Here is a 15,202-nt window from a genome sequence, read left to right as displayed (position 1 = left end):
AGCCGGATGAATCGCCCGGCATCAGGCTGGCCGATGGGCACGCTGGAGGAAAAGCCTGCCGACCGCCGGGTTGTCAACTATCCACCTGGGAATTCCGGTGCGGCGGAAGCCGGTGCTACACCTTGTCTCTTCGAGTCCGCATCCCTGTCCGACAAGACCAATAAAAGAGTGGAGACCGCATGACCGACAACCGCCCACGCCTCACCCCGTTGTCCACCGCACTGCTGCTGGGCGCCTGGATCGCCCAGCCGGCCACGGCCGCCTATGTCGAAACCGGCCGGCCCGGCGACCCGGCCAGCTGGCGCTCCGCCGAATACCAGCAGGATTGGGGCCTGGAACGGATGCGGGCCGACCAGGCCTACGCCGCCGGTATCGACGGCCAGGGCGTGAAGATCGGCGAGATGGACTCCGGCTTCGACCCGAGCCATCCGGATACCCCCGCCTCGCGCTACCAGCCGGTGACGGCCAGCGGCACCTATGTCGACGGCACGCCGTTCAGCGTCAGCGGCGTGATGAACGGCAACAACGACTCCCACGGCACCCATGTCGGCGGCACCCTCGGCGCCTCGCGCGACGGCGTCGGCATGCATGGGGTGGCCTACGCGGCGCAGGTGTTCGTCGCCAACACCAACCAGAACGACAGCTTCCTGTTCGGCCCGACGCCCGACCCGAACTATTTCGAGGCCGCCTACCAGGCGCTGGCCGACGCCGGGGTGCGGGCGATCAACAACAGCTGGGGTAGCCAGCCCAAGGATGTCAGCTACGAGACCCTCGACGGCCTGCACGCCGCCTATGCCCAGCACTACGGCCGGACCACCTGGCTGGACGCCGCCGCCGGCGTCTCCCGCCAGGGCGTGATCAACGTCTTCAGCGCCGGCAACAGCGGCTACGCCAACGCCAGCGTGCGCTCCGCCCTGCCCTACTTCCAGCCGGACCTGGAAGGCCACTGGCTGGCCGTGTCCGGCCTCGACCAGCAGAACGCCCAGCGCTACAACCGCTGCGGCATCGCCAAGTACTGGTGCGTCACCACGCCCGGGCGGCTGATCAACAGCACCATGCCCGGCGGCGGCTACGCCAACAAGTCCGGTACCTCGATGGCCGCGCCCCACGCCACCGGCGCGCTGGCCCTGGTCATGCAGCGCTATCCGTACCTGAGCAACGAGCAGGCGCTGCAGGTCCTGCTGACCACCGCCACCCAGCTCGACGGCACGCCGACCCGCGCGCCCACCGACACCGTCGGCTGGGGCGTGCCGGATCTCGGCCGGGCGATGCATGGGCCTGGACAATTGCTCGGCCGCTTCGAGGCCAACCTTCCGGCGGGCCTGCGCGACGAATGGAGCAATTCGATTTCCGATAGCGCCCTGCTCCAGCGCCAGGCCGAGGACGCCGCCGAGCGCGCGGCCTGGCAGCGAACCCTGAAGGACAAGGGCTGGGAAAACGGCCTGCCGGCAAATGCCAGCCAGCAGGAGCGTACCGACTACGCCATCGGCATGGCTCGCGACCGGGCCGCCGCCCAGCGCCAGTACCAGGGCAGCCTGGTCAAGTCCGGTGCAGGCAGCCTGGTCCTCAGCGGCGAAAACACCTATCGCGGGCCGACCCTGGTCGACGGCGGTTCGCTCAGCGTCGAGGGTTCGCTGCTGTCCGCCGTCGAGGTCGATGCCGGCGGCACCCTCGGCGGCAACGGCAGGATCGGCGGCCTGCTGGCGCGCTCCGCCGGCACGGTGGCGCCGGGCAACTCCATCGGCACCCTGGAGGTCGCCGGCGACCTGCGCTTCGAGCCGGGCTCGACCTACGCGGTGGAACTGTCGGACAGCGCCAGCGACCGCATCGTCGCCAGCGGCAAGGCGAGCATCGCAGGCGGCGATGTCACCCTGGCCATGGAGAACAGTCCCGATCTGCTCAGCCAGGCCCAGGTCGAGAGCCTGGTCGGCCGCCGCTACGACATCCTCGAGGCCGCCGGCGGCATCGACGGGCGCTTCGACGCGGTGTTGCCGAACTACCTGTTCCTCGGCGGCACCCTGGACTACACGGCCAACGCCATCCGCCTGGATATCGGACGCAACGGCACCGCCCTCGCCAGCGTCGCGCAGACGCCCAACCAGGCGGCGGTCGCCGGCGCCATCGAGGCGCTCGGTGCAGGCAACCCGGTCTATGAAAGTCTGCTTCTGTCGGAAAACGCCGCAAGCGCCCAACGGGCCTTCCAGCAATTGTCCGGGGAAATCTATCCGGCGCTCGCCGGCCTGCTGCTCAACGACAGCCGCTATCTGCGCGACAGCGTCGGCGAACGCCTGCGCCAGACCAGCGACGCGCCCGACGGCGAGCGCCCCGAAGGCTGGTTCAAGGCGCTCGGCTCCTGGGGCAAGAGCGCCGACGGCAGCCATGGCAGCGAAGGCTACCGCCACTCGGTCGGCGGCTTCCTGCTCGGCATCGACAGCCAGGTCGCCAGCGACACGCGCCTCGGCCTGGTGGCCGGCTACAGCAACAGCTCGCTGAACATGGACAGCAGCCTGCAATCCTCCGCCAGCATCGACAGCTACCACCTCGGCGCCTATCTCGGCCGGCAATTGCAGCAATGGCGCCTGAGCCTGGGCGCGGCGCACGCTTGGCACCGCGCCGAGGTCAAGCGCGACCTGCAATACGGCGCCGTGGCCGGCAAGCAGAAGGCCAAGCTCGACGCACAGAGCAACCAGCTGTTCGCCGAGGCCGCCTACGCGCTGGGCTGGCGCACGCTGGAGCTGGAACCCTTCGCCGGGCTGGCCTATGTGAACGTCGCCAGCGACGGCTTCCACGAACGCGGTAGCGCCGCGGCGCTGAAGGGCGGCGACGACAACCTCGATGCCGCCTTCACCACCCTGGGCCTGCGTGCGAAGCGGCATTTCGAGCTGGATGCCGAACGCCGCCTGGCGCTCTCCGGTACCCTCGGCTGGCGCCACAACCTCAGCGACACAACCCCGCAACGCCACCTGGCCTTCGCCAGCGGCGGCCAGCCGTTCAGCGTGGAAAGCGTGGCCCTGTCGCGCGATGCCGCGCTGCTCGGCGTCGATGCCAGCCTCGCGGTGAACCGCGAGGTGAGCGTGAGGCTGGGTTACAACGGCCTGCTCGGCAGCCGCGAGAAGGACCACGGCGTCGGCCTGGCGGTCGACTGGCGCTTCTGAGCGGGTATCGAGGGCATGCCGCCCGTTGGTTGGGTTCCGGCGGGCGGCAAGGGGGAAATGCGACTTCATTGCCCTCGGTCACGAAACCGCTGCAAATATGAGAAAAAGACCTAACTAAAGGATTCATGCGAAATGCATAGCGCTATACTGTCCATCCAGCGCTGTACTATCCCTTCCAGCGCTGATCGCGGCCCGGTGCCCGCACCACCGTGCCGCACGAGCCCCGGAGATCCGCACCTCCGGGGCTCACCTTTTTCTCCTCTCGCGCCCTCCCTCCCCGACTGAGCCCCAGCCCTGCAGATCCGCGACGGATGACCGCCAAGCAGTGCATTTCCGACAAGGCCTACGAATGCCCGCGATGCGACAATCCGATGAACGCGCGGCCGAACGGCGAGCGCCTGCGCACGTCGCCGAACGGGTCAGGCCTGGCGGAAGAAGATCATGCCGAACAACACCGCCAGGGCGCTCAGGAACGACAGCCCGGTCTGCCCCAGGACCATCAGGGTCGCGGCCGCCGCCGTGCTCAGCGCATGCCAGCCCCAGAGCAGGCACGACAGGTTGAGGACGATCCCGGCCAGGGCCAGGTGGCGCTTGCGGCTGCGCCTGAGCAGGCCGGCCAGGCCCAGCACCAGGCCACAGGTCGATATTGCGAAGACCGCCAGCAAGGCGGCGAACAGGCCGAGCAGATGATTCTCGTCGCTGAGGTCGATCCGCTCGCCGAGCGCCAGCGCCATCAACACCAGAGCGATGGCCGCCCCGACCAGGGCGAGGCACAGCGACAGGCGGCCCAGCCGCGATTGCCGCAATGGCCGTGCCGGCGGCGCGGCGGCGAGTGTTTCTCCAGTGTGCATGTTCGACCTCCCTGGTCCCAGGCCCGCCTCCTCCATGAAGGCGTTCGTGCGCGCACAGCATAGAGTGTCGCAGCCGCCAACCGATAGATCGACGAAGCGCGCCCCGGGGGCGGGATAACCGCGAAGCCCCGGGAAAAACCCCGTAACCCGCGCCTTCCAAGCCCCTCCTTGTGTTTCCGCGACATTTCCTTATAAGATCGCGCCTTCCCCTATTTTCCCGCACGTTGCGGTCCCGCCGCAGGTCCAGTCCCGTTTTCTCTCGCGAAAGCCGGCCAGTGCCTCGGCCAGCAGTAAAAATAAAAGGTAGTCAGCGATGAGCGTACGGCACTTTCTCTCGTTTATGGATTACAGCCCCGAAGAGCTGATCGGTCTGATCCGCCGCGGCAGCGAGCTGAAGGACCTGCGCAACCGAGGCGTGCTCTACGAGCCGCTGAAGAGCCGGGTACTGGGCATGGTCTTCGAGAAGGCCTCGACCCGTACCCGCCTGTCCTTCGAAGCCGGGATGATCCAGCTCGGCGGCCAGGCGATCTTCCTCTCGCCGCGCGACACCCAGCTCGGCCGCGGCGAGCCGATCGGCGACAGCGCCCGGGTCATCTCGCGGATGCTCGACGGGGTGATGATCCGCACCTTCGCCCACAGCACCCTGACCGAGTTCGCCGCGCATTCGCGGGTACCGGTGATCAACGGCCTGTCCGACGACCTGCACCCCTGCCAGTTGCTCGCCGACATGCAGACCTTCCACGAACACCGTGGCAGCATCCAGGGCAAGACCGTGGCCTGGATCGGCGACGGCAACAACATGTGCAACAGCTATATAGAAGCGGCGCTGAAGTTCGACTTCCAGTTGCGCGTGGCCTGTCCCGAAGGCTACGAGCCGAAGGCCGAGTTCGTCGCCCTCGCCGGCGAACGCCTGCGCATCGTCCGCGATCCCCGCGAGGCGGTGGCCGGCGCGCATCTGGTGAGCACCGACGTCTGGGCCTCGATGGGCCAGGAAGACGAGGCCGCCGCGCGCATCGCCCTGTTCCGTCCCTTCCAGGTGAACGCCGCGCTGCTCGATGGGGCCGCCGACGATGTACTATTCATGCACTGCCTGCCGGCCCACCGCGGCGAGGAGATCAGCGAGGAGCTGCTGGACGACCCGCGCTCGGTGGCCTGGGACCAGGCAGAGAACCGTCTGCACGCGCAGAAGGCCCTCCTCGAACTGTTGATCGAACACGCCCACTACGCCTGACCCATGAGCCACGACCTGCTGCTGAACCTGAAAGATCTCGCCTGCGGCTACGCCGCGCAGAAAGTGGTGCAGGACCTCGACCTGCACCTCAACGCCGGCGACATCGGCTGCCTGCTGGGTCCTTCGGGATGCGGCAAGACCACCACCCTGCGCGCCATCGCCGGTTTCGAACCGGTGCTGTCCGGGCAGATCGAGCTGGGTGGCGAGGTCATCTCGCGGCCCGGCTTCACCCTGGCGCCGGAGAAGCGCCGGATCGGCATGGTGTTCCAGGACTATGCGCTGTTCCCGCACCTGAGCGTGGCCGACAACGTCGGCTTCGGCATCCGCAAGCATCCGCAGCGCGAACGCCTGGCTCGCGAATTGCTGGAGCTGGTCAAGCTCGACCACCTCGCCGCACGCCACCCCCATGAACTCTCCGGCGGCCAGCAGCAGCGCGTGGCCCTGGCCCGCGCGCTGGCGCCCGAACCGCTGTTGCTGCTGCTCGACGAACCCTTCTCCAACCTCGACGTGGAACTGCGCCGCAGCCTCAGCCAGGAGGTTCGCGAGATCCTCAAGGCACGCGGCACCAGCGCGATCCTGGTGACCCACGACCAGGAGGAAGCCTTCGCCGTCTGCGACCATATCGGCGTGTTCAAGGAAGGCCACCTGGAGCAGTGGGACACCCCCTACAACCTCTACCACGAACCGCTGACGCCCTTCGTCGCCAGCTTCGTCGGCCAGGGCTACTTCATTCGTGGCCAGTTGCTCAGCCCCGATACGGTGCAGACCGAACTCGGCGTGATCCGCGGCAATCGCGCCTATAGCCTGCCTTCCGGCAGCGCGGTGGACGTATTGCTGCGTCCGGACGACCTGGTGCATGCCCCCCAGGGCGAGCTGAAGGCGCGGATCGTCGGTAAGACCTTCCTCGGCGCCGCCACCCTCTATCGTCTGCAATTGCCCACCGGCACCCAGCTGGAATCGCTCTTCCCCAGCCACGCCGACCATCAGCCGGGCGACGATGTCGGCATCCGTGTCGCCGCCGACCACCTGGTGGTGTTCGCCGCCCAGGGCAGCGTCGCCGCGCATCGCGCGCCGCTCCCGGCCTGAAACCTCGGCGCCGTTCGCCGGCGCCGCCCTCCTCTATCGAGGGCATAGGTGGAGCCGAGCGTCTCCAGCCCCTACAATCGCCCGACGATTCGAGGAGCCTGAACGATGCTGATGGTGATTTCCCCCGCCAAGACCCTGGACTACGAGACCCCGCCGGTCACCCAACGCTTCACCCAGCCGCAATACCTGGACCATTCCCAGGAACTGATCCAGCAACTGCGCCAGCTCACACCACTGCAGATCAGCGAGCTGATGAAGCTGTCGGACAAGCTCGCCGGCCTCAACGCCGCGCGCTACGCCAGCTGGCACCCCGACTTCACCCCGCAGAACGCCAAGCAGGCGCTGCTCGCCTTCAAGGGCGACGTCTATACCGGCCTCGACGCCGAGTCATTCAGCGAAGACGACTTCGCCTTCGCCCAGGAGCACCTGCGCATGCTCTCCGGACTCTACGGCGTGCTGCGCCCGCTCGACCTGATGCAGCCCTACCGCCTGGAAATGGGCACGCGCCTGGCCAATGCCCGCGGCAAGGATCTCTACGCCTTCTGGGGCGAACGCATCAGCCAGTGGCTCAACGAAGCGCTGGCCGCCCAGGGCGACGACGTGCTGCTCAACCTGGCCTCCAACGAATACTTCGGCGCGGTGAAGCGCAAGGCGCTGCAGGCGCGGATCATCGATACCGAGTTCAAGGACCTGAAGAACGGCCAGTACAAGATCATCAGCTTCTACGCCAAGAAGGCCCGCGGCATGATGGCCCGCTACGTGATCCGCGAACGCCTGCGCGACCCCGCCGGGCTCAAGGACTTCAACGCCCACGGCTATTACTTCAGCGCCGAGCAGTCCGGCCCGGAGCAACTGGTGTTCCTCAGGGACGCCCCGCAGGACTGATCTCTCCGGCCCGCCACCATGGCGGGCCCACCCTCATTCGGCGCGCCGACGCTTCCAGCGTTCTTCCCTCCTGCGAACACCTCCGCGACGTCTTCCTGCCTGGAAAAGCCCTCGTGGCGAATAGGCCTACTCAACCGTTCGTCTGCAAGTCATGCGGAACTGCATCACATTTTTTCACGCCCAGCCATCACGCTTTTCCCCAGTTCGAGGCGGAAATGCCATCTCCGGCGTAATCCATTGGCCATTACCAGCCTCCCGCCATCACATGCAAATTACGATTGCAAAGTGCATGGGACGAAGATTAAGGAAACCTTAAGGTTTGCTTAAGGCGGTAAAAGCGGCCTCTGTTTCACTCCAATGACGTGGAACTTTCAGCCGCCATGCATTCTGCAACTAATGGCCATTGGCAGGCATTTATCGGAAACGCCATCAAGTTGGTATCAAGTGATATCAAACGGATATTTCCAAATATTTCGCGAGCGGGACAAACGGCCGGAACTTCCCTCACCGAGAAAACATCCTATCAGCGCAATGCCCATCGATAGTTATGGGAAGCGCAACTTGAAACCGTCTCGAACAATCGGAATTCGTTCCGAGGGACAAACTCAACCCATTGAAAATAAAGGCCTTTAGAAACTTGAATTCTATGGTCCGAACTAAAACGAAGCATCCAAGGTCGGGTTACGCACTGTTATTGAAACCCACCTGAAACATTAAAGGGCAAAAACTCATAACTTGCCCCATTAGAGTGCCAAACAACTAAGCACTCTATTCGAAACTGCCTGAAGGCGGATCAAGGGCTCTGGATCGGGGCTCGTAGTAACGGCTCGCCAGATAGGGATGTGGCCATCCGGCCACCTTATTAACGGCGCGACAAACAATCGAGGTGAATGCGATGCGAATCAGCATCTTTGGTTTGGGCTATGTCGGTGCGGTATGTGCTGGCTGCCTGTCGGCACGCGGTCATGAGGTCATTGGTGTGGATGTCTCCAGCACCAAGATCGACCTGATCAACCAGGGCAAGTCGCCCATCGTCGAACCGGGCCTGGAGGCGTTGTTGCAACAGGGTCGGCAGACCGGCCGGCTGTCCGGTACCACCGACTTCAAGAAGGCCGTGCTGGATTCCGACGTGTCGTTCATCTGCGTCGGCACGCCGAGCAAGAAGAACGGCGACCTGGACCTGGGCTACATCGAGACCGTCTGCCGCGAGATCGGCTTCGCCATCCGCGAGAAGTCCGAGCGCCACACCGTGGTGGTGCGCAGCACCGTGCTGCCGGGCACCGTCAACAACGTGGTGATCCCGCTGATCGAGGACTGCTCGGGCAAGAAGGCCGGGGTCGACTTCGGCGTCGGCACCAACCCCGAGTTCCTCCGCGAGAGCACCGCGATCAAGGATTACGACTTCCCGCCGATGACGGTGATCGGCGAGCTGGACAAGCAGACCGGCGACCTTCTCGAGGAGATCTACCGCGAGCTGGACGCGCCGATCATCCGCAAGACCGTCGAGGTCGCCGAGATGATCAAGTACACCTGCAACGTCTGGCACGCGGCCAAGGTCACCTTCGCCAACGAGATCGGCAACATCGCCAAGGCGGTCGGCGTCGACGGCCGCGAGGTGATGGACGTGATCTGCCAGGACCACAAGCTCAACCTGTCGCGCTACTACATGCGTCCCGGCTTCGCCTTCGGTGGCTCCTGCCTGCCCAAGGATGTGCGCGCCCTCACCTACCGCGCCAGCCAGCTGGACGTCGAACATCCGATGCTCGGCTCGCTGATGCGCAGCAACTCCAACCAGGTGCAGAAGGCCTTCGACATCATCACCAGCCACGACACCCGCAAGGTCGGCCTGCTCGGCCTGTCGTTCAAGGCCGGTACCGACGACCTGCGCGAGAGCCCACTGGTGGAACTGGCCGAGATGCTCATCGGCAAGGGCTACGAGCTGCGCATCTTCGACCGCAACGTCGAGTACGCCCGCGTCCACGGGGCGAACAAGGAGTACATCGAGTCGAAGATCCCGCACGTTTCCTCGCTGCTGGTCTCCGACCTCGACGAAGTGGTGGCCAGCTCCGACGTGCTGGTGCTGGGCAATGGCGACGAGCTGTTCGTCGACCTGGTGAACAAGACCCCGAGCGGCAAGAAGCTGGTCGACCTGGTGGGCTTCATGCCGCACACCACCACCGCCCAGGCCGAGGGCATCTGCTGGTAACGGGCCGCCCCCTGGCCCCGTGAGCCGGTAAAGACCTCTTTATCGCCCTCGGACCGAAGGCCGTCTCCGCGGCGTGCGCCATAACAACAACAAGCGCACGCCGGCGTCGAGGCCGAGGTCCCCAGCCCGATGGAACTGATGATGGAAACTTACAAACGCGGCCTTGCCGAAGCCACCGGCTGGCTGGTGTTCCTCAGCCTGCTGATGCTGCTCGCGCTGGCAGTGCCGAAGACCGTGTTCGACGCCGACTCCAAGGATTTCATCCTGCTCATCGGCGCCGTCGGCATCTGGCGCTACTCCATGGGCGGCGTGCACTTCCTGCGCGGCATGCTGTTCCTCCACGCGGTCTACCCGTACTACCGCCGGCGCGTGCGCCAGCTGGGCAGCGCGGCCGATCCGTCGCACGTGTTCCTGATGGTCACCAGTTTCCGCATCGACGCCCTGACCACCGCCATGGTCTATCGCTCGGTGATCCGCGAAGCCATCGACAGCGGCTACCCGACCACCGTGGTCTGCTCCATCGTCGAGATGTCCGACGAGGTCCTGGTCAGGTCGCTATGGGAAAAGATGAACCCGCCGGACCGGGTCAGCCTCGACTTCGTACGGATTCCCGGCACCGGCAAGCGCGACGGCCTGGCCTATGGCTTCCGCGCGATTTCCCGGCACCTGCCGGACGACGACGCGGTGGTCGCGGTAATCGACGGCGACACCGTGCTCGACCACGGCGTGGTGAAGAAGACCGTGCCCTGGTTCAAGCTCTTCCCCAACGTCGGCGGCCTCACCACCAACGAATTCTGCGAGGTGCAGGGCGGCTACGTGATGAGCGAGTGGCACAAGCTGCGCTTCGCCCAGCGCCACATCAACATGTGCTCGATGGCCCTGTCCAAGCGCGTGCTGACCATGACCGGACGGATGTCGGTGTTCCGCGCCCGGGTGGTGACCAACCCCGAATTCATCACCGACGTCGAGAACGACCACCTGGAACACTGGCGCCTGGGCCGCTTCAAGTTCCTCACCGGCGACGACAAGTCCAGCTGGTTCAGCCTGATGCGCCTGGGCTACGACACCTTCTACGTGCCCGACGCGGCGATCAACACGGTCGAGCATCCGCCGGAGAAGAGCTTCATCAAGGCCAGCCGCAAGCTGATGTACCGCTGGTACGGCAACAACCTGCGGCAGAACTCGCGCGCGCTCAAGCTCGGTGCGCGGCGCCTGGGCTGGTTCACCATGGTGGTGCTGTTCGACCAGCGCGTCTCGATGTGGACCAGCCTGCTCGGCCTGGTGGTGGCGATCCTCGCCAGCCTCAAGTACAGCATCGCCTTCCTGCTGGTGTACCTGCTCTGGATCGGCCTCACCCGCCTGGTGCTGACCCTGCTCCTCTCGCTGTCCGGGCACCGCATCGGCCCGGCCTACCCGCTGATCCTCTATTACAACCAGATCGTCGGCGCGCTGGTGAAGATCTACGTGTTCTTCCGCCTCGACCGGCAGTCCTGGACCCGTCAGCCGACCAAGCTGGAACGCGGCCTGGCCAGCTTCCAGCGCTGGTTCAACGCCTGGTCGTCGCGGGCCATGACCTTCTCTGCCGCCAGCATCTTCGTCGCCGTGCTGCTGACCATCGTATGACCACCGAATCGACTACGGACAACGCCAGGGCCGCGGCCCGCGCGTGAATCGACCCAGATTGGACCGAACAGGACCCGACACCATGAATACAGCCGTCAACGTCAACGTCGTGCACGAATCCGAAGCCCAGCGCCAGTTCGCCCGGGTCAAGCTGCCGGCACGCATCCGCTACATCGGCGCCAACCGCGAAGGCGTCGACGCACGCCTGCTCGATCTCTCCGCCGGCGGCTTCGCCTTCACCGCGAGCGGCGCGCCGATCCAGCCCGGCGACCTGTACAAGGGCAAGCTGCTGTTCCAGGTCGACAGCATCAGCTTCTCCCTCGAAGTGGAGTTCCAGGTGCGCTCGGTGGACCCCGCCAGCCGCCGCGTCGGCTGCGAGTTCCAGAACCTCAAGCCGCGCGAGGTGGCGGCCCTGCGCTACCTGATCACCTCCTACCTGGCCGGCGAGGTGATCGGTGTCGGCGACATGCTCAACACCCTGCAGCGCGAGAACTTCACCAAGGCCCGCAAGCAGGGCGGCGGCAACGGCGGCATGGGCTTCTTCGGCCGGGTCCGGGCGGTGACCCTGAGCACCGCGATCTTCGTCGTCGGGGTCGGCGCCTTCGCCTTCATCCTCAACCAGATGTACAACCTGTACTTCGTCACCCACGCCGACTCCGGCGTGGTCAGCGTTCCCAACCAGCAGATCACCATGCCCCGCGAGGGCACCGTGCAGAGCCTCCTCGGGCCCAACGCGGAAGTGGCCAAGGGCGCGCCGATCGCCACCTTCTCGGCCAACCTGCTGGACATGCTCAAGGGCAACCTGACCGAGGAGCAGCTCAACCCGGGCAACATCGAGAAGCTCTTCGGCCACCAGATGAAGGGCACCCTGACCAGCCCCTGCGACTGTCGCGTGGTCCAGCAACTGGTGGCCGACGGGCAGTACGCCAACAAGGGCCAGGTGATCTTCACCCTCGCCCCGCGCGACAGCGTGGCCAGCATCGAGGCGCGCTTCCCCTACCGCAACGCCGCCGAGCTGGCGCCGGGCACCCGGGTGAACTTCCAGGTCGCCGGCGACGGCGTCAACCGCAGCGGTCGCATCGTCAACACCGCGCCGGTGGATGGCGACCTGTCCTCGGAGATCCGCGTGCAGATCCAGCCCGACCAACCGCTCGACGCCCAGTATGCCGGCCGGCCGGCCGAGGTCAGCATCGGCGGCCTGCCCGGCCGCACCCTGCTGGACAAGGCCGTGACCCTGGCCACCGCTCGCTGACCGGTACCCGACCATGAAGATGCCCATCCTCCCTCCCCTGCCCCTGGCCTCCCGGCACCTGCTGCTGGCCTCGGCCATCGCCCTGGCCGCCGGCTGCGCCGGCCTGCCCGACCAGCGCCTGGCCCAGGAAGCGGCGGCGCGCGGCGACCTCGCCACCGCCCAGAGCAACTACCAGGCCCTGGCCGCGATGGGTTACGCCGACGCCCAGGTCGGCCTCGCCGACATGCAGGTCGCCAGCGGCGACAGCGCCCAGCAGGCCAAGGCCGAAAAGCTCTACCGCGAGGCCGCGCAGACCTCGCCGCGGGCCCGCGCGCGCCTGGGCAAGTGGCTGGCGGCCAAGCCCGGCGCCAGCGACGCCGAGCACCGCGAGGCCGAACGCCTGCTCAGCCAGGCCTTCGAACAGGGCGAGGACAGTGCCCTGGTGCCGCTCATCGTGCTCTACCTGCAATATCCGCAGTCCTGGCCGGAGATCGACCCGCAGCAGCGCATCGACCAGTGGCGCGCGCGCGGACTGCCGCAGGCGGACCTGGCGCAGATCATCCTCTACCGCACCCAGGGCACCTACGCCCAGCACCTGGGCGAGATCGAGCAGGTCTGCCAGCGCTGGCTGCGACGCATGGACGTGTGCTGGTACGAACTGGCCACGGTCTACCAGATACAGGGCAACGCGGAAAAGCAGAAGGCCCTGCTCGAACAGCTGCGCGCCGCCTACAAGGCCGGCCGGGTACCCGGCGAGCGGGTCGACTCGGTGGCCGGGGTGCTCGCCGACGGCGAACTCGGCCAGCCCGACCCGCAGACCGCCCAGGCGCTGCTGGAAGAGATCGCGCCGAGCTACCCCGCAGCCTGGGTCAGCCTGGCCAAGCTGCTCTACGACTACCCCGACCAGGGCGACCTGGAAAAGATGCTCGGCTACCTGAAGAACGCCCAGGACGCCGCCCAGCCACGCGCCGAACTGCTCCTCGGGCGCCTCTACTACGACGGCAAGTGGGCGCCGCAGGACCCGCGCACGGCCGAGCGGCATCTGCTCAAGGCCGCCGCCAGCGAACCCCAGGCCAACTACTACCTGGGGCAGATCTACCGCCGCGGCTTCCTCGGCAAGGTCTATCCGCAGAAGGCCGTCGACCACCTGATCCTCGCCGCCCGCGCCGGCCAGGCCAGCGCCGACATGGCCCTGGCCCAGCTCTGGTCGCAGGGCCGCGGCATCCAGCCGAACCGGGTCAACGCCTACGTCTTCGGCCAGCTCGCCGTGCAGCAGCAGGTACCGCAGGCCAGCGACCTGCTCGGGCAGATCGAAGCGCAACTGCCGCCGGCCGAACGCAGCCAGGCGCAGCAATTGCTCAAGCGCGAACAACAGAGCCGCGGCAACAACTGGCAGGCCACCGTCAGCCTGCTGCAGAGCCAGGACTCGCCGATCAACGAAGAAGAGCCAGAAAGCCTATGAACAGCTCCCGTTCCGTCAACCCGCGGCCGTCCTTCGCGCCGCGCGCCCTGTCCCTGGCCATCGCCCTGCTGCTCGGCGCGCCGGCGTTCGCCGCCGGCAGCGGCGAGGCGCCGAAGAACTTCGGCCTGGACGTGAAGATCACCGGCGAATCGGAAAACGATCGCGACCTCGGTACCGCTCCCGGCGGCACCCTCAACGATATCGGTATCGACCTGCGGCCCTGGGCCTTCGGCCAGTGGGGCGACTGGAGCGCCTACTTCATGGGCCAGGCGGTGGCCGCCACCGACACCATCGAGACCGACACCCTGCAGTCGGACACCGACGACGGCAACAACAGCCGCAACGACGGTCGCGAGCCGGACAAGAGCTACCTTGCCGCACGCGAATTCTGGGTCGACTACGCCGGCCTCACCGCCTACCCCGGCGAGCACCTGCGCTTCGGTCGCCAGCGCCTGCGGGAAGACAGCGGCCAGTGGCAGGACACCAACATCGAGGCGCTGAACTGGAGCTTCGAGACCACCCTGCTCAACGCCCATGCCGGGGTCGCCCAGCGTTTCAGCGAATACCGCACCGACCTCGACGAGCTGGCTCCGGAGGACAAAGACCGCACCCACGTGTTCGGCGACATCTCCACCCAGTGGGCGCCGCACCACCGCATCGGCGTGCGCATCCACCACGCCGACGACAGCGGCCACCTGCGCCGCCCCGGCGAGGAAGTCGACAACCTCGACAAGACCTATACCGGCCAGCTCACCTGGCTCGGCATCGAGGCTACCGGCGACGCCTACAACTATCGCTCGAGCATGCCGCTGAACTACTGGGCCAGCGCCACCTGGCTGACCGGCGACCGCGACAACCTGACCACCACCACGGTCGACGACCGGCGCATCGCCACCGGCAAGCAGAGCGGCGACGTCAATGCCTTCGGCGTCGACCTGGGCCTGCGCTGGAACATCGACGAGCAGTGGAAGGCCGGCGTCGGCTACGCCCGCGGCAGCGGCGGCGGCAAGGACGGCGAAGACCAGTTCCAGCAGACCGGGCTGGAGAGCAACCGCTCCAACTTCACCGGCACCCGCTCGCGCGTGCACCGCTTCGGCGAAGCCTTCCGCGGCGAACTGAGCAACCTCCAGGCAGCCACCCTGTTCGGCTCCTGGCAACTGCGCGAGGACTACGACGCGAGCTTGGTCTACCACAGGTTCTGGCGCGTCGACGACGACTCAGACATCGGCACCAGCGGCATCAACGCCGCCCTGCAACCGGGCGAGAAGGACATCGGCCAGGAACTCGACCTGGTGGTGACCAAGTACTTCAAGCAGGGCCTGCTGCCGGCCTCGATGAGCCAGTACGTCGACGAGCCCTCGGCGCTGATCCGCTTCCGCGGCGGCCTGTTCAAGCCGGGCGACGCCTACGGGCCGGGCACCGACTCGACCATGCACCGCGCCTTCGTCGACTTCATCTGGCGCTTCTGAGCC

At 66.6% G+C, this 15,202-nt stretch carries 10 protein-coding genes; 9 read left to right on the top strand and 1 reads right to left on the bottom strand.

From position 1 onward, the window contains the following. Nucleotides 1–179: 179 nt before the first annotated feature. Nucleotides 180–3,155, top strand: a complete 2,976-nt coding sequence (gene eprS / locus B7D75_RS07460; RefSeq protein ID WP_107113882.1) for an autotransporter serine peptidase EprS — start codon at nt 180–182, stop codon at nt 3,153–3,155. A gap of 419 nt (nt 3,156–3,574) precedes the next feature. Here eprS and B7D75_RS07455 read toward each other — a convergent pair whose 3' ends face one another. Further along, nucleotides 3,575–4,006: a hypothetical protein gene (locus B7D75_RS07455; protein WP_185269329.1), complete on the bottom strand. Its 432-nt coding sequence runs from the start codon at nt 4,004–4,006 to the stop codon at nt 3,575–3,577. Between the two features lie 313 nt (nt 4,007–4,319). Here B7D75_RS07455 and argF point away from each other — a divergent pair, with 313 nt between their 5' ends. From argF to algE, 8 genes are all read left to right on the top strand, one after another. Next, nucleotides 4,320–5,237 carry an ornithine carbamoyltransferase gene (gene argF, locus B7D75_RS07450; protein WP_107113881.1) on the top strand — a complete coding sequence of 306 codons (918 nt, stop codon included), beginning with the start codon at nt 4,320–4,322 and terminating at the stop codon, nt 5,235–5,237. A 3-nt stretch (nt 5,238–5,240) separates the two neighbouring features. Further along, complete coding sequence (locus B7D75_RS07445; RefSeq protein ID WP_107113880.1) at nt 5,241–6,323, top strand: ABC transporter ATP-binding protein; 1,083 nt, start codon at nt 5,241–5,243, stop codon at nt 6,321–6,323. A gap of 105 nt (nt 6,324–6,428) precedes the next feature. Beyond that, on the top strand, nt 6,429–7,208 hold the full coding sequence (gene yaaA / locus B7D75_RS07440; protein WP_034080378.1) for a peroxide stress protein YaaA: 780 nt from the start codon (nt 6,429–6,431) through the stop codon (nt 7,206–7,208). Between the two features lie 895 nt (nt 7,209–8,103). Further along, nucleotides 8,104–9,414 (top strand): GDP-mannose 6-dehydrogenase, encoded by a 1,311-nt coding sequence (algD, locus tag B7D75_RS07435; protein WP_003154318.1) that lies wholly within the window; start codon nt 8,104–8,106, stop codon nt 9,412–9,414. Between the two features lie 138 nt (nt 9,415–9,552). After that, nucleotides 9,553–11,037 (top strand): mannuronan synthase, encoded by a 1,485-nt coding sequence (alg8, locus tag B7D75_RS07430; RefSeq protein WP_074197298.1) that lies wholly within the window; start codon nt 9,553–9,555, stop codon nt 11,035–11,037. An 82-nt stretch (nt 11,038–11,119) separates the two neighbouring features. Beyond that, the gene (gene alg44 / locus B7D75_RS07425) at nt 11,120–12,289 is read left to right on the top strand and encodes an alginate biosynthesis protein Alg44 (protein WP_012074769.1); all 1,170 of its coding nucleotides are present in this window, start codon (nt 11,120–11,122) and stop codon (nt 12,287–12,289) included. Between the two features lie 13 nt (nt 12,290–12,302). Continuing rightward, the gene (algK, locus tag B7D75_RS07420) at nt 12,303–13,730 is read left to right on the top strand and encodes an alginate biosynthesis TPR repeat lipoprotein AlgK (protein WP_043103541.1); all 1,428 of its coding nucleotides are present in this window, start codon (nt 12,303–12,305) and stop codon (nt 13,728–13,730) included. Next, the gene (gene algE, locus B7D75_RS07415; RefSeq protein WP_012074767.1) at nt 13,727–15,199 is read left to right on the top strand and encodes an outer membrane porin AlgE; all 1,473 of its coding nucleotides are present in this window, start codon (nt 13,727–13,729) and stop codon (nt 15,197–15,199) included. The genes algK and algE overlap by 4 nt, the downstream gene beginning before the upstream one ends. The last annotated feature ends 3 nt before the right edge of the window (nt 15,200–15,202 follow it).

Source organism: Pseudomonas paraeruginosa (genome assembly GCF_003025345.2).
Taxonomy (GTDB): domain Bacteria; phylum Pseudomonadota; class Gammaproteobacteria; order Pseudomonadales; family Pseudomonadaceae; genus Pseudomonas; species Pseudomonas paraeruginosa.
The sequence above is the reverse complement of the archived record's forward strand: the minus strand, read 5'-3'. Positions and strand labels throughout refer to the sequence as shown.

What these genes read in the sequence shown, in the direction of transcription:
- eprS (WP_107113882.1), top strand. Translation starts at nt 180, where the DNA reads ATGACCGACAACCGCCCACGCCTCACCCCGTTGTCCACCGCACTGCTG.
- B7D75_RS07455 (WP_185269329.1), bottom strand. Translation starts at nt 4,006, where the DNA reads ATGCACACTGGAGAAACACTCGCCGCCGCGCCGCCGGCACGGCCATTG.
- argF (WP_107113881.1), top strand. Translation starts at nt 4,320, where the DNA reads ATGAGCGTACGGCACTTTCTCTCGTTTATGGATTACAGCCCCGAAGAG.
- B7D75_RS07445 (WP_107113880.1), top strand. Translation starts at nt 5,241, where the DNA reads ATGAGCCACGACCTGCTGCTGAACCTGAAAGATCTCGCCTGCGGCTAC.
- yaaA (WP_034080378.1), top strand. Translation starts at nt 6,429, where the DNA reads ATGCTGATGGTGATTTCCCCCGCCAAGACCCTGGACTACGAGACCCCG.
- algD (WP_003154318.1), top strand. Translation starts at nt 8,104, where the DNA reads ATGCGAATCAGCATCTTTGGTTTGGGCTATGTCGGTGCGGTATGTGCT.
- alg8 (WP_074197298.1), top strand. Translation starts at nt 9,553, where the DNA reads ATGATGGAAACTTACAAACGCGGCCTTGCCGAAGCCACCGGCTGGCTG.
- alg44 (WP_012074769.1), top strand. Translation starts at nt 11,120, where the DNA reads ATGAATACAGCCGTCAACGTCAACGTCGTGCACGAATCCGAAGCCCAG.
- algK (WP_043103541.1), top strand. Translation starts at nt 12,303, where the DNA reads ATGAAGATGCCCATCCTCCCTCCCCTGCCCCTGGCCTCCCGGCACCTG.
- algE (WP_012074767.1), top strand. Translation starts at nt 13,727, where the DNA reads ATGAACAGCTCCCGTTCCGTCAACCCGCGGCCGTCCTTCGCGCCGCGC.